Below are 14144 nucleotides of genomic sequence, written 5' to 3'. Positions count from 1 at the left end.
ATCCTCATTAATTTTCACTTCCTAATTTTATAAATATTTCTTCGATGGACTTAACTTCATACTGCTTTAATAAATCCTCTGGCTTTCCGTATTCTATAATCTTACCACCATTAATTAAAGCTAATTTATCACATCTTAGTGCTTCATCCATAACATGGGTAGTTACAATAATAGATTTTCCTTGTGATTTTAAACTATTTATTTCATTCCAAATACTCAATCTTAGAGTTGGATCAATTCCAACTGTAGGTTCATCCAAAATAAATACATCAGGATTTTGAATTAAAGAAATTGCCAGAGATAATCTTCTTTTCATTCCTCCAGAATACTTACTCACTTTTTTACTTAAGTCCTTTTCTAACTTAACAATCTTTGAAACATATTCAATTCTCTTTTCAATATATGCCTTATCCATTTTATAGAGTTTTGCAAAAAACAATAGATTGTCCCTTCCAGATAAATCCTCATACAAAGCATCAGATTGTGCCATATATCCTATTTTATTAAGTACCTTTAAGTTAGGAATATTTACATCTAAAACTTTTACTTCTCCACAATTAACCTTTTCCATTCCCATAATGGCTTTAACCAATGTACTTTTACCAGCTCCAGAAGGTCCAATTAATCCAACTATTTCTTTATTTTCTATAGTTAAACTTACATTGTCTAATACCACGCTTTTCCCATATTTTTTTGTGATATTAGATATTTTTATTACATCCATTAATATCCCCCTACAAACAACTTGTTGTAATTTATTTCCATAAACATACTACACCTTTTTTATTTGCATTACAATGATTTTTTATATTCATAAGTTTCGATCAATTTCCTAAAAATAGAGCAAAGCACCTACATAACTGCAGATGCTTTGCTCTATTTCCTTGATGTACCTTTTTACAAAAATATAATATTATAATTTTTAAAACTTAATACTATCACCTATATTAAATAGGTACAGTTTCATAATTTAAATGTATGTTTTATAGTCTTATATTACTTACCACTCTTAACTTTAGATAACATTATTGGTATAGTAGTCGCTATAACTAAAATTATTAATACCAGTATTGCCATCATATTACTAGATGCAAAACCTGATGGAGCTTTAGGAGTTATTATGCCTGTTACTTGTAGTATTATACCAACTAATCCTATTATTGATCCACCTGCAACAAGGCCTGAAGATAAGCTTATTCCATTTGCAACCTTATATTCTTTTTCTTTTTCACTCTTACTCATCTTTTCTACAAATACACGTATTAATGCTCCAACTAGTATTATTGAAGTTGTTGATATTGGTAAATAGAATCCTATAGCTACGGTCATTATAGGTAAATTTAATAGGAATAAAAATAATGCCATAACAACACCAACTAATATCATAGGCCAAGGTAAATTTCCGTCCATTATACCTGAAGTTAATGTAGCCATTAAGTTTGCTTGAGGGAGTGCAAATTGTGCCTCTGCTCCTGTTACTGCCAATTTACTTGAAAGTAACATTATTGTTCCTGTAACAACAATTACACCTACTATACTTGATAAAGTAAAAGTGTTTAACATTTCTTTTCTACTTCCACCTATCACGTAAGTTACTTTTTGTGATTGGCTATATCCACCTGCTGCTGAAATAGCCACAACCATAAAGGATGCAAATAAAAGCAAGGATTTATTATCAGCTTGTGTTGTCCAACCCATTGTAACAAATACCAAGGTAAGTATAACTAATGATGCTATGGTCATACCTGATACTGGAAGATTTGATGTTCCTATTGTACCTGTTAAACGTCCAGAAACTATTACAAATAATAATGACAATATCAATGAAATTATCACTGCAATTATAGCCATCTTTATACTTTGAGAAATCATAAATGCTACAACAAAAGATAATATTACACCAATTAGAAGTATTATAATTTCGCCTGAATTCTTTTCTGAATTAATATCATTACTAGACTTTGCCTTTAATGTTTCTTTTACAGAAAATACTATTGTTGGTATAAGTTTGAGAGCACCTATTATACCACCACAAAGCATCATTCCTGCTCCTATATACTTAACATAACTTCCTGATATTGCATTTACATTCATTTGATTAAGGAATACTGACGAATTATTCCATGATACCATATTCTTATCAGCTAAATCTGTGAAATACCCTATTAATGGGATAATGCCAAAGTTAGCAAATACAGAACCAGCAAACATAGTTAATGAGACTTCTAATCCAACTATAAATCCTATTCCAAGTAAAAGTGGATTTACCTCAGTAGAGAACTTCCATTTATAAAATTTGCTTCCCACATAAGTAATAGTGTTATTGATTACACTTAAAAATGATTCAGTTAACATATTTATAAAACCACTTATTACAAAACCTATTCCCATAAACTTTATAGCGTCTTTGTCACCTTCTGAAGCAACAAGGGTTTCAGATATAGCCATTGATTCAGGATACATAAGTTTTCCATGTTCTTCAACTATTAAATACTTATAAACTAGTGATAGACCTCCTATTCCAAATAGAACCCCTCCAACCCCTACAATTAGGCCTTCCATAAAAGTAATTTGATTACCTATTAGTATAATTGCAGGTAAAACAAAAATCATACCACTTGCTATAGATTCACCACCACTAGACATACCTTGTGCTATATTTTTACCAAGAATCCCTTTGCTACGTGCAAATATTCCTATAAGCATTGATCCGATTATTGCTCCAGGTATTCCAGCTGCAACAGTTAGTCCAGATTTCATACCTGAATATGCTGTAGATGCAGCAAATATAGCAGATAATATTATTCCTATAATTATAACAGATAAATTCACTCCTTTCTTTGATTTATCACTAATATAAGGAATGTAATCATTTCCAGAAACACCACCATAAGCTCCTTTTGATAACTTTTTATTCATATATATTCTCCTTCTTTATTTATATTCAATATTAGTATATACGGTTTTTAAGGTAAAATAAATGCACTTTATGCTCAAAGTTAAAATTATCAATATTTTTGCATCATTTTTTATTTTTAGAATTCTAACTACGCTTATACTACAACAATATAATTTATATATGATATTAATTAATCCTTTAATTCCATAAAAAATAGCAAGTAAATATGCTTAGACATTCACTTGCTAATAAATTATATTTTTATTTATTATTTCTAATGATTATGTTTAATTTTAGATGATATAATTGGAATTGTAGTTGCAACAACTAAAATAATTAATAATATTATTCCCATCATATTACTAGCTGCAAAACCTACTGGAGTCTTAGGAGTTACTATTCCAGTTACTTGTAGTATAATTCCAAGTAATCCTATTATAGATCCACCTGCTACTAGTCCTGAAGATAAACCTACTCCATTAGAAACTCTAAACTCTTTTTCCTTATCACTTTTACTCATTTTTTCAACAAATACACGAATTAAGGCTCCAACTAAAATTATTGAGCTTGTTGATATAGGTAGATAAAATCCAATTGCAATAGTCATTACAGGTAGCTTTAATAGTAATAAGAATAAAGCTATAACTATCCCAACTAAAATCATTGGCCAAGGTAAATTTCCTGACATTATTCCTGATGTTAATGTAGCCATTAAATTAGCTTGTGGAAGTGCAAATTGTGCATCTGCTCCTGTAACTGCTAGTTGATTTGCAAGTAATAAAATAGTTCCTGTAACTACAATTACTCCTATTATACTTGAAAGAGCAAAAGTAAATAACATTTCTTTTCTGCTTCCACCTATTATGTAGGTTACCTTTTGAGATTGGCTATATCCACCTGCTGTTGAAATTGCCACAACCATAAATGCTGCAAATAAAAGTAAGGATTTATTATCACTTTGAGATGTCCATCCCATAATAACAAAAACTAATGTTAATATAACTAGTGAAGCTATTGTCATACCTGACACAGGAAGGTTTGATGTTCCTATTGTTCCTGTTAAACGTCCAGATACTATTACAAATAATAATGATAATATTAATGATACTATTACTGCTATTATAGCCATTTTAACGCTGTTTGAAATTATAAATGCTGATATAGCTGCAACTATAACTCCAACTAAAAGTATTATTATTTCCCCAGAGCTTTTTTCTGAATTATTATCAATACTTGACTTAGCTTTTAGTGTTTCTTTTATAGATACTATTATTGTTGGAACAAGTTTAAGAGCTCCAATTATTCCACCACAAAGCATCATTCCAGCTCCTATGTATTTAACATAACTTGATGATATTAAATTTACATCCATTTGATTAAGTAATACAGATGCATCATTCCATGATACTATATTCTTATCAGCTAAATCTGTAAAATAACCAATTAAAGGTGCAACTCCAAAATTAGCTAATATTGAACCTGCAAACATTTGTAATGATACCTCTAAACCAACTATAAATCCTATACCTAATAAAAGTGGATTTACTTCAAGAGAGAACTTCCATTTATAAAACTTACTTCCTACAAAAGTAATAGTATTATTTATTATATTTAAAAATGATCCTGTTAATAAATTAATAATCCCACTTATTCCAAATCCAATTCCCATATATTTAATGGCATCTCCATTTCCTTCTGATGCTACAAGGGTTTCAGATATAGCTAATGATTCAGGATATAAAAGATTTCCATGTTCTTCAACTATTAAATAATTATAAACTAATGATAAGACTCCTATTCCAAATAGGACACCACCAACTCCTACAATTAATCCTTCAATAAAAGTAAATTTATTTCCTATTAATATAATTGCAGGTAATACGTAAATCATACCACTTGCAATTGATTCTCCGCCACTAGACATACCTTGTGTTATATTTTTTCCAAGAATGCCTTTTCCTTGTGCAAATATTCCTATAAGCATTGAACCAATTATTGCTCCAGGAATTCCAGCTGCAACAGTTAATCCAGACTTCATACCTGAATAAGCAGTAGATGCAGCAAAAATAGCAGATAAAACAATACCTATTATTATTACAGATAAATTTGATCCTTTATTTGACTTATTAGAAACATAAGGTACATACTTTTTACCATGTATGCCTCCATAAGCTTCCTTAGGTAACTTTTTATTCATTTTATTTCTCCTTCTTTTGTTTAATTAATTATCTTTAGTATAACCATTTTTAATAATAAAATAATTGCATCTTGCATTAAAAAAGTCAACCCAACTTAATATATTTAGAGTATTAAGTATTTTTAGAATATATAGATATTAGTATATTTAATAATTTGAATCTTTCTAACAATAATTCATATTTTCCATGAATCTATATAAAAATGCGTTGTTTAACTAACCCCAAGTATATAATTTATACCTTATCATCTATGGCTTAAATATTAATAATTGATTTGTAAGCTTTATATCTAAATCATCTTCTGTAATTAAAATAACTTTATCATAGTTTTCCTCTATGCTAGTCCTATTATAAAAATAATATTTAACTTCATTATGATAAAAAGTACTTTTTTCTCTAATTAAATAATCTTTTTCATCACTGCAATATATTGGACTTCTTGTAGTACTTTTAAAGTAAACATCACCTTTTAAATATGAAGCAATTCTTGATGGAATATAAATATTTTCTCCATGCCCTAGTACTAATAACCTTTTATAAGTTCCTAATATCTCTTGGATTATATTAGCAGCTTTAATACATTCATTTTCTAACAATAAAATATCCCAATAGTTTATTCCAAATCGTCCTGTAAATTTTAAATATCCTCTTCTTCTTGTTAAAACATTTATTTTACTTATATCAGTTCTTTCATCTATTATTTTTTCTTCTTCATCACAATAAATTTTATTGTCTTCTCCCTTAATTTCTCCTGATACTAAGGCTTTAACTTCTATTTCTACATTATTTTTCTTTGAGAAATCTTTATATAACTTTCTATATTTTAAACTTCTCCAATCTAAAATAGTTAAAATTTCATATTTATTTACACCTGTAGTTCTTTTTAATTCTCTTATTATATTTAACATTGATTTTCCAGTAGTAATTTCATCATCAACTAAAATAATTCTATCTGCTTCTTTTAATTTATACGGATCCTCTGGAAAACACCTATGAGTAATTGAATGTGAATGTTCTTCTTCAAAGGTCAAAAATGATTTTATTCCTTTAATATTTTCTCTTGTTGTTGTAATATAATAAGAATTTTCTATTGCTGATGCTACCGCCATACCTAATGCTGTGGCTGTTTCTGCAAAGCCTAAAACTACTACTTTTTCATTTGTTTTATAAGGTAACTTCATAGCTTCTTTTACTTTTTCATCCTCTCCCCTTTGTCCTTTTATATAATTAATAAAAGTACTTGTCTCATTAGTTATTCCAAAAATAGTAGAAGCCAATAATGACCCCATAACCTTACATACATCTGGTCTTACTTCTATATGTTTTCCTAAAACCTTACTTATAAATAAAAAATTTCTTTTACTATTATTATTTCTGTATCCTATTGAAAATAATTCTTCAATGTCTATTCCATATATATTTTCTTTTATATTAATCTTCATAATTAATTCCATCCTCATCAAATAAATCATTACAGGAAATTTTATTACTCAATACACCAAAAGCATTTGCTCTATCACATATTTTTCTTGCCCAATTATAATGAGGAGATACTTCATTCATCTTATTATTTCTATATCCCTTAAAGACTCCTCCAAGTTCTTTATACTTTAATATATTCATGGCATCTATATAATCTTCATAATCTACTGAATAAATAGAATTTACGTAAATTCCTTGGGTTGGATGAATTATTGTCTTGCCACAAAAGCCATTTTCCTTATCTAATTTTATTTCTCTAATTAATCCTTTATTTTCTTTAGAATTTAAATCATAAGAAAAATACTCCCATACTGGAGCTGAAATAATATATTCTTCTTTATATCTACCAAAGATATTCACTATATCAGAAATGCAATCACTTATTACTCCAATATCATAAATGCTATTACTAACACTTCTTCTTAGTCCAAATTTTGAAGAAAAATCTGTTCCTCCTATTCTAATATTTAAAATTAAGTCCTTATATTTATCTATTAGTTCTCTTAAATATAAAATTTCTTTAATTCTATTTTCCTTATATATTATTTCTTCACTTTCAAGGATAGGCATGCCATAAATTATATCATCATATTCATTATTTATTCTTTTTAAATGTTCTAAATACAATAATCCATTTGTCTTACTAAACTTAGGAAATATAAAACCTGATATTAGTTTAAACTCTTTTTTTGATAGTTTAGATGAAAATTTAATAAACTGATAAGTACTTCTCACCCTAATAAATATTAATGGAATACACTCTTCATTTATTTCTTTCTTTTCTAAAGCTTTATTTAAATTATCTAAAGCAGTTAATACATTAATTTCACCTTTATCAACATCTCTTTCCTTAATTGAATCTTCAAAGCAAATAGTAATGGTAGTTATATCTTTAATTTTTCTTAGCTTTATTATGCTATAAATATCCATAAGTGCATTCATATATAAATTAGAGCCTATGGAATACTTTAATAAATCCTTATTAGAATATTTATTAAAACTCATAGGCTCTTTATAAAATTTTTCGCTACTAATACTTTTTAAATGTCTCATGCTAACACCTTCACCCATATAATAAGATAATATTTTATTGCTTAAAACAATTAATATCTATTGGTATTATATTTTTACCCTTTACTTTTTATTCTGATTTTAAGGTAAAACATATTATTTACTAAATAATTTTTAATATTTCTTTGTTAACATTTTTTATACTTATGTAATATACTGTAATACATATATTTTATTCTATAATAAATAATTAATATGGAGATTGATATTTAATGATAAATAAATCCAAGATTAAAAAAATTTCTATATCCTCAAATTGTAATAATATATTTAAAGAATGTTCAAATCTTATATATAGAATTCCCGTTTTCTTAAGCCATCCAAGTAAATTAAATTCAAAACAAAGAGAATTCGGTGAAATTATAATTAAAGAAATCAGAAAGGCTTTATTTTTTCCAAGAACATTACCAAATACTGAGCAGTATCCAGAAACACCTCTTACTAATATACGCAGAATGATATTGTCAAGTTATGGTTTTATAGCTCTTGATTTAGCTCAAATAGAAGTTAGAACTTTACAAAACAATTTGCGACAATCAATTGATTCAACTACTTGGGAGGGAAGCCCATTTGCACAAATAGAACCTGCTATGGCTTATCAATTTGGTCTTCCAATGCTTTTAATTAGAGAATCAACTGTTGAAAAAATTGGTATCTGGTCATATGGAATTACTCCATTTTTATTACTTGAATGGAATCCAAATCTTCCTTTATCAGACTTCTTTAATAGTAGTGCTTGGTTAGAAATTTTTCAAAATTGGATTTCCCAAGTAAGAAATGGATATTATCTTCAAACTCAGCCCCAATTTAAATACACTTGCACTAAAGATAGTCTTAATTAAAATAATGTTAAAAAAATAAAATAAGCCACCTAACATATAGCAAAAGCTCTATGTTAGGTAGCAATTGTAATAATAAATTCTTATTTTTTAGATATTATGTTTAATATAGCTTCTGCGCGTTGCTCAGATTGTTGTGGATATAATACCATAAGTACTCCATAGTACAAACTCTCATTAACACTGTTCGTTTTTTATTATTCCCATTTAAAAAACTTTAGTGCTACTCCAGTACATATAATAGCAATACTAATCATTGCAATCATAGGAATAATAACATTATCTACACTTATTCCTAAAGATGCTGCCTTTAAAAGCTTAATTCCTTGAGTTAAAGGTAATATATCTGCAATCTTTTGAAGAAATTTTGGCATAATCTCATAAGGAAGTGTTGCTCCTGAAAAAATTAGCATAGGAAAATATAAAATACTTGCAATTACTCCAGCTATTTTTGTATCTTTTGCAATTCCACCAACCATTAATCCAATGCTAAACATTGATACCATTACTAATAAATATGAACTTAAAAATAAAATCCATGATCCTTGAAAGTTATAGTTAAAAAATAACCTTGCAACTCCATAAACAAGAATTAAAGAAGTAATAGAATATAAGGAGTATATAACTAATTGTACTGCTAAAATCATAACTGGGCTTACTGGAGTTACCTTAAATCTTTTTAATATTTTCTTGTTACGATAATCAGAAATAACTAAAGGTAATCCCATCACCCCTCCTGCACATATTGCAATAGTTGTAAGTGCTCCAAAGGATTGTTGTAAAAATGTATAATTTGCGCCTTCAAAAGCTGGTTTATTTCCATAAATAATAGCAATAAGAGCAGTAATTACTACTGGCATACAAATTCCGAATATAAACATATCAATTCCCCTAAAAGATAATTTTAATTCTGTCTTTAACATTGTTTTAAATGCTTTCATCCTCTTCTTCCTCCTCCCCTGTGTACCATAAATAAGCTTCTTCTAAATTATCAAAAGGACTATTATTAATAGCTTCCTTTACAGTTCCATAAAAAATACTTTTCCCCTCTCTTAGTATGCAAATCTTATCACATAGCTTTTCTACCTCGTCCATATAATGAGATGTTAAAAAAATAGTTAATCCATTTTTATTAAACTTAGATATACACTTCCATACATCTCTTCTAGCTTTAGTATCTAATCCAGTTGTTAATTCATCTAAAAATACAATGCCTGGATTTGGAATTAAAGCTAATATTATAAATAATCTTTGCTTTTGGCCTCCTGAAAGCTCAGCGACTAAACTTTTGCATTTATCTAGCAATCCAAATTCCTTTAATAAATCCTTATATCCTAATGTTTTTTCATAAAGAGATTCTGTTACCTGACAAAGTTCTTCTACTGTTATTTTATCTTGATAATTTGACTCCTGAAATTGAACTCCAACCTTCTGAAATAACTTCTTTCTCTCCTTTTCTGGATTCATTCCTAAAAGTGAAACCTGTCCACTATCATACTTCTTTGTGCCCAAAATACACTCAATAGTTGTACTTTTACCTGCACCATTTGCTCCAAGAAGTCCAAATATTTCACCTTGCTTTACAGAAATGCTAAGGTTATTAACAGCCTTTACATTTCCATAATCCTTTGAAAGATTACTAATTTTTATTACTTCCATATTCATAAACCTCCTATCCTTTGTTGATAAAATAATAACACCAGATAAAACTCTGGTGTTAAAATGTAAAGTTATTAAATTTTTCCTTCATACTTACTAGCTGTTTCATCATGAATTTTGCATTTTCTTCTGCTTTATTTAGGGAAGTAAGTAGCTTATCACAAGCTGTCACTATATCTTCATCCTTTTTAGGAGTATCAATAACTTCACGAATGTCAATATTGCTATTTTTAGATACTTCATTAATCATTCGTAAAATAGATGCAATAGAATAATTGGCACATCTTAAAGATCTTATTATCTTCAAGATTTTAATATCTTCTTCTGTATATATCCTATATCCATTTTCTTTTCTCTTTACAGATAATAATCCATTCATTTCCCAATTTCTTAGGGTATCTATAGTAACATCAAGATAGTCTGCTGCTTGTTTTCTTGTAAATGATATCTGGTTTTCTATTTTTTCTTCTCCTAATATTATTTTCTTAGCAAGTTCAATAGCCTCTTCTGCATTTTTTTCTTCTCTATTAAGTTGATTAATATAATCCTCGCAATATTCAATTGCTTTTTGGAAATCTCCTCTTGCAGAGGTTTTAATAATATTAATTATCTTTTTTCTAAGACCATTTTGTAATATCTCTACTTTAAAAGCAGTCCTTGCAAGTTTAAATTGTTCAATATGAAATTCATTAAATACTCTATAGCCATTGTCTAATCTTTTAGCTTTTGGTATTAAATTAAGTTTTTCGTATAACCTAACAGTATTAGGATGAACTCCAATAATACTAGCTACTTCAGCAGTTTTATATGAACTTGCCATTTATTCATCACCCCTCTTTTATTTAATAATATCACTTTTTAAAGTCTGGTGTTATAATGTATACTTATAATTGAAATATTGTAAATTTTCTCAAAAATCATTGACAAATTAATATGAAAAACTTAAAATAAATACAATTAATTAAAAGCAAAGATAGAGAGAAGTAGAAAAAGTAACCACCTACAGTGAGCTGAAGATAGTGTAAATTCAGTGGCAGGGCTTTTTTGAATAACACTCAGTAGCTGCAAACTGAAATATCCATTATTATTTATTAGATAAATTAGGGGCGCCGTATTCCATGCGTTATATGGATACCAGTAATGGCTGGGAAGAGACCTTTTTAAGGTAATTTAGGTGGTACCGCGGATAAGCACCAATTCGTCCTATTGTTATAAGACGAGTTGGTGCTATTTTTATATTAAGGGGGCTATCAATATGTGTACAATTATGTGTTATGCAGGAAAAGACATTAAAATGGAGAAATTTGAAGAAGCATTAAAAAGAACTGAATCTAGAGGACCAGATATGACAAAGATATTTGCCTTACCTTCTGGAATCTTTGGTTTTCAAAGACTTTCTATTATGGATTTAAGTACTAGTGGTATGCAGCCATTTACAAATAATAAAGATGCTGCTATCTGTAATGGAGAAATTTATGGTTTCCGTGAAATCAAAAAAGAATTAATTAAGAAAGGATATTCCTTTAATTCTGAAAGTGATTGTGAAATACTACTTCCAATGTATTATGAATATGGATTAGATATGTTTTCTAAATTAGATGCTGAGTTTGCAACTGTTATCTATGATGGGACAAAAGATAGTTACATTGCAGCTAGAGATCCAATTGGAATTCGTCCATTATTTTATGGATATTCAAAATCCAAGAAAATATTATTTGCAAGTGAAGCTAAAAATTTAGTTGGGCTAACTGAAAAAATTATGCCATTCCCACCGGGACATTATTATGCTGATGGTAAATTTACTTGTTACTGTGATATTACTAAAATAAATGGTGAATATTGCACTGATAGTATAGATATTATCTTAAATAAAATTCATGATAAGTTAGTAGCTGGAATAAAAAAACGTATGGATGCTGATGCTCCAGTGGGCTTCTTATTAAGTGGTGGATTAGATAGTTCCTTAGTATGTGCAGTTGCTCAAAAATTACATCCTGAAAAACCAATTAAAACTTTTTGCATAGGTATGTCAGAAGATGCTATTGATTTAAAATATGCTAAAGAGGTTGCTGATTATATAGGTAGTGAGCATACTGAATTTTATATGACAAAAGAAGAGGTAATTGATTCCTTAGATGAAGTTATTAAAATACTTGGAACTTTTGATATAACAACAATAAGAGCAAGTATGGGTATGTATTTACTTTGTAAAAAGATACATGAAAACTCTCTTGTAAAAGTACTTTTAACTGGTGAGATTTCTGATGAATTATTTGGATATAAATATACGGATTTTGCTCCAAATGCAGAAGAATTTCAAAAAGAATCAATAAAGAGAGTTAATGAACTTTATATGTATGACGTACTTCGTGCTGACCGTTGTATAAGCTCAAATTCCTTAGAAGCAAGAGTTCCTTTTGGAGATTTAGACTTTGTAAAATATGTTATGTCCATTAATCCAGAAAAGAAATTAAATAAATATAACATGGGTAAATATTTATTAAGGCATGCCTTTGAAGGAGATTTTCTTCCACAAAATATATTATACCGTGAAAAAGCAGCCTTTAGTGATGCTGTTGGTCACTCTATGGTTGATTATTTAAAGGAATATGCAAACTCAAAATATTCTGATGAAGATTTTGAAGCTTTATGTAAAAAATATGAATACCACGCAAAACCATTTACAAAGGAATCTTTATTATATAGAGAAATATTCGAAAAATATTACCCTAATCAAGGTGAAATGATAGTAGACTTCTGGATGCCAAATAAAACTTGGGAAGGCTGTAATGTTAATGATCCTAGTGCAAGAGTTCTATCAAACTATGGTGCTAGTGGTAAATAATTTTTAGACTTAATTTAAATTACTTTTATATATAATTAAAATGCACACCATTACTTTTTTATTAGTAGGTGTGCATTTATTAATTAGGTAAATGAATATCCTTTAAGAAAATTAATACCTATATTTTTAATTTTTTATTATTTTCATCATTTTTTTCTACTAAAGCCTCTATGCTTCTTCCTTTTAAAATATCTATTATCATAGGTGCTATTATTACCATAGCATCCCTATATCCAAGTTTAATATTATGTTCAATGGTATCCTTTTTTATATTAATAGTTCCTATTCCATTTATTATTTCTAATGGAGTTGATGGATAAATCTCTATTATCCTACTATTCTCTAAGCCATTTCTATCTATGTTATTCTTATAAGATAAATGAACCACAATTATAATATCACAATCATAGCTTTTTATTGGATAAATTGGTACATTATCTACGTTATTTTTAGAATATAAAGGTGAATTTATCCCACCATCTGCATATCTCATACCATTAATAACTATCGGCTTGAAAAGATGGGGAACTGCACAGGATGCAAGCACTCTTTCCTTAATTTCCTCTTCACTAAAATCATTTAACTTGAAATATTCTGGTCTTTCCTTGTCTACGTTATATGCATTAACGTATATTTCCTTGCCAGACTTTTTTACAGCCTTCATATCTATATATTCTTCAATAAAATTACTTATACCTTCTTGAGATAATAATCCTATATCACAAAATCTTATTTTCTCTAATAAATTATTATCTGTATTATTATTTTTTATCTTTTCTAAAACTGAAGAGTTCTCCTGAAGAAATAAAAATTGTGAATATTTAAGACTATTCCAGCTACTCTCTATGATTTTCAAATCGTCCATAGCAAAAAACAGAGCATTAATTGAACCTATAGATGTTCCAGAAATAACTTTTATATTATCTACAATTTCTAATTCCTTTAGTGCTTTATAAACACCAACTTCATATGCCCCTTTAGCACCCCCACCAGCTAAAACTAATCCAATACTTATATCATATAAATCCTTCATCATTACCAATACTCTCCTTATTCAATCATTTAATATTAATATATCAATAGTTTAATTAAAATAAGAACATATATTTATTTTTTTAACAAAAATCAGAGGCTATTTAACAATAGCCTCC

Annotated in this window: 11 protein-coding genes and 1 other annotated feature; of the genes, 2 read left to right on the top strand and 9 right to left on the bottom strand. The window is 28.1% G+C overall.

Going from position 1 to position 14144, the window contains the following annotated elements; translation table 11 throughout:
• Positions 1-7: 7 nt before the first annotated feature.
• The 5 genes from ACQRD5_RS06840 to ACQRD5_RS06820 all read right to left on the bottom strand — a co-directional run bounded on the left by ACQRD5_RS06840 (position 8) and on the right by ACQRD5_RS06820 (position 7632).
• Positions 8-724: an ABC transporter ATP-binding protein gene (locus ACQRD5_RS06840; protein WP_291629613.1), complete on the bottom strand. Its 717-nt coding sequence runs from the start codon at positions 722-724 to the stop codon at positions 8-10.
• Between the two features lie 272 nt (positions 725-996).
• Positions 997-2919 carry an OPT family oligopeptide transporter gene (locus tag ACQRD5_RS06835; protein ID WP_291629611.1) on the bottom strand — a complete coding sequence of 641 codons (1923 nt, stop codon included), beginning with the start codon at positions 2917-2919 and terminating at the stop codon, positions 997-999.
• Between the two features lie 254 nt (positions 2920-3173).
• Entirely contained in the window at positions 3174-5096 is a 1923-nt protein-coding gene (locus tag ACQRD5_RS06830; RefSeq protein ID WP_291629609.1) for an OPT family oligopeptide transporter, read from the bottom strand.
• Between the two features lie 249 nt (positions 5097-5345).
• Complete coding sequence (locus ACQRD5_RS06825) at positions 5346-6539, bottom strand: phosphoribosyltransferase domain-containing protein (protein WP_291629607.1); 1194 nt, start codon at positions 6537-6539, stop codon at positions 5346-5348.
• Positions 6529-7632, bottom strand: a complete 1104-nt coding sequence (locus ACQRD5_RS06820; protein WP_291629605.1) for an HpcH/HpaI aldolase/citrate lyase family protein — start codon at positions 7630-7632, stop codon at positions 6529-6531. Before ACQRD5_RS06820 ends, ACQRD5_RS06825 begins: the two co-directional genes overlap by 11 nt.
• Positions 7633-7862: 230 nt before the next feature.
• On the opposite strand from ACQRD5_RS06820, the gene ACQRD5_RS06815 reads away from it, so the two are divergent.
• Positions 7863-8492 carry a hypothetical protein gene (locus ACQRD5_RS06815; RefSeq protein WP_291629603.1) on the top strand — a complete coding sequence of 210 codons (630 nt, stop codon included), beginning with the start codon at positions 7863-7865 and terminating at the stop codon, positions 8490-8492.
• 194 nt (positions 8493-8686) lie between these two features.
• Here ACQRD5_RS06815 and ACQRD5_RS06810 read toward each other — a convergent pair whose 3' ends face one another.
• From ACQRD5_RS06810 to ACQRD5_RS06800, 3 genes are read right to left on the bottom strand one after another with little or no spacing between them, the layout of a single operon-like run.
• Positions 8687-9430 carry an ABC transporter permease gene (locus tag ACQRD5_RS06810; protein ID WP_291629601.1) on the bottom strand — a complete coding sequence of 248 codons (744 nt, stop codon included), beginning with the start codon at positions 9428-9430 and terminating at the stop codon, positions 8687-8689.
• Complete coding sequence (locus tag ACQRD5_RS06805; protein ID WP_291629599.1) at positions 9417-10148, bottom strand: ABC transporter ATP-binding protein; 732 nt, start codon at positions 10146-10148, stop codon at positions 9417-9419. The genes ACQRD5_RS06810 and ACQRD5_RS06805 overlap by 14 nt, the downstream gene beginning before the upstream one ends.
• A gap of 58 nt (positions 10149-10206) precedes the next feature.
• A complete protein-coding gene (locus ACQRD5_RS06800) occupies positions 10207-10968 on the bottom strand; it encodes a MerR family transcriptional regulator (RefSeq protein WP_291629597.1) in 762 nt (253 codons plus the stop codon).
• A gap of 141 nt (positions 10969-11109) precedes the next feature.
• Positions 11110-11357 (top strand) — a binding site (T-box leader).
• Between the two features lie 46 nt (positions 11358-11403).
• Between ACQRD5_RS06800 and asnB the strand changes: the two genes are divergently transcribed.
• Positions 11404-12993: an asparagine synthase B gene (asnB, locus tag ACQRD5_RS06795; protein ID WP_291629596.1), complete on the top strand. Its 1590-nt coding sequence runs from the start codon at positions 11404-11406 to the stop codon at positions 12991-12993.
• A 118-nt stretch (positions 12994-13111) separates the two neighbouring features.
• On the opposite strand, the gene ACQRD5_RS06790 is transcribed toward asnB, so the two are convergent.
• Positions 13112-14029: a patatin-like phospholipase family protein gene (locus ACQRD5_RS06790; protein ID WP_291629594.1), complete on the bottom strand. Its 918-nt coding sequence runs from the start codon at positions 14027-14029 to the stop codon at positions 13112-13114.
• Positions 14030-14144: the final 115 nt, after the last annotated feature.

Source organism: Clostridium sp. SGI.024 (genome assembly GCF_050315195.1).
In the GTDB taxonomy this organism is placed as follows: Bacteria; Bacillota; Clostridia; order Clostridiales; family Clostridiaceae; genus Clostridium.
The sequence above is the reverse complement of the archived record's forward strand: the minus strand, read 5'-3'. Positions and strand labels throughout refer to the sequence as shown.

What these genes read in the sequence shown, in the direction of transcription:
- ACQRD5_RS06820 (WP_291629605.1), bottom strand. Translation starts at nt 7,632, where the DNA reads ATGAGACATTTAAAAAGTATTAGTAGCGAAAAATTTTATAAAGAGCCT.
- ACQRD5_RS06830 (WP_291629609.1), bottom strand. Translation starts at nt 5,096, where the DNA reads ATGAATAAAAAGTTACCTAAGGAAGCTTATGGAGGCATACATGGTAAA.
- ACQRD5_RS06790 (WP_291629594.1), bottom strand. Translation starts at nt 14,029, where the DNA reads ATGATGAAGGATTTATATGATATAAGTATTGGATTAGTTTTAGCTGGT.
- ACQRD5_RS06810 (WP_291629601.1), bottom strand. Translation starts at nt 9,430, where the DNA reads ATGAAAGCATTTAAAACAATGTTAAAGACAGAATTAAAATTATCTTTT.
- asnB (WP_291629596.1), top strand. Translation starts at nt 11,404, where the DNA reads ATGTGTACAATTATGTGTTATGCAGGAAAAGACATTAAAATGGAGAAA.
- ACQRD5_RS06805 (WP_291629599.1), bottom strand. Translation starts at nt 10,148, where the DNA reads ATGGAAGTAATAAAAATTAGTAATCTTTCAAAGGATTATGGAAATGTA.
- ACQRD5_RS06800 (WP_291629597.1), bottom strand. Translation starts at nt 10,968, where the DNA reads ATGGCAAGTTCATATAAAACTGCTGAAGTAGCTAGTATTATTGGAGTT.
- ACQRD5_RS06840 (WP_291629613.1), bottom strand. Translation starts at nt 724, where the DNA reads ATGGATGTAATAAAAATATCTAATATCACAAAAAAATATGGGAAAAGC.
- ACQRD5_RS06815 (WP_291629603.1), top strand. Translation starts at nt 7,863, where the DNA reads ATGATAAATAAATCCAAGATTAAAAAAATTTCTATATCCTCAAATTGT.
- ACQRD5_RS06835 (WP_291629611.1), bottom strand. Translation starts at nt 2,919, where the DNA reads ATGAATAAAAAGTTATCAAAAGGAGCTTATGGTGGTGTTTCTGGAAAT.
- ACQRD5_RS06825 (WP_291629607.1), bottom strand. Translation starts at nt 6,539, where the DNA reads ATGAAGATTAATATAAAAGAAAATATATATGGAATAGACATTGAAGAA.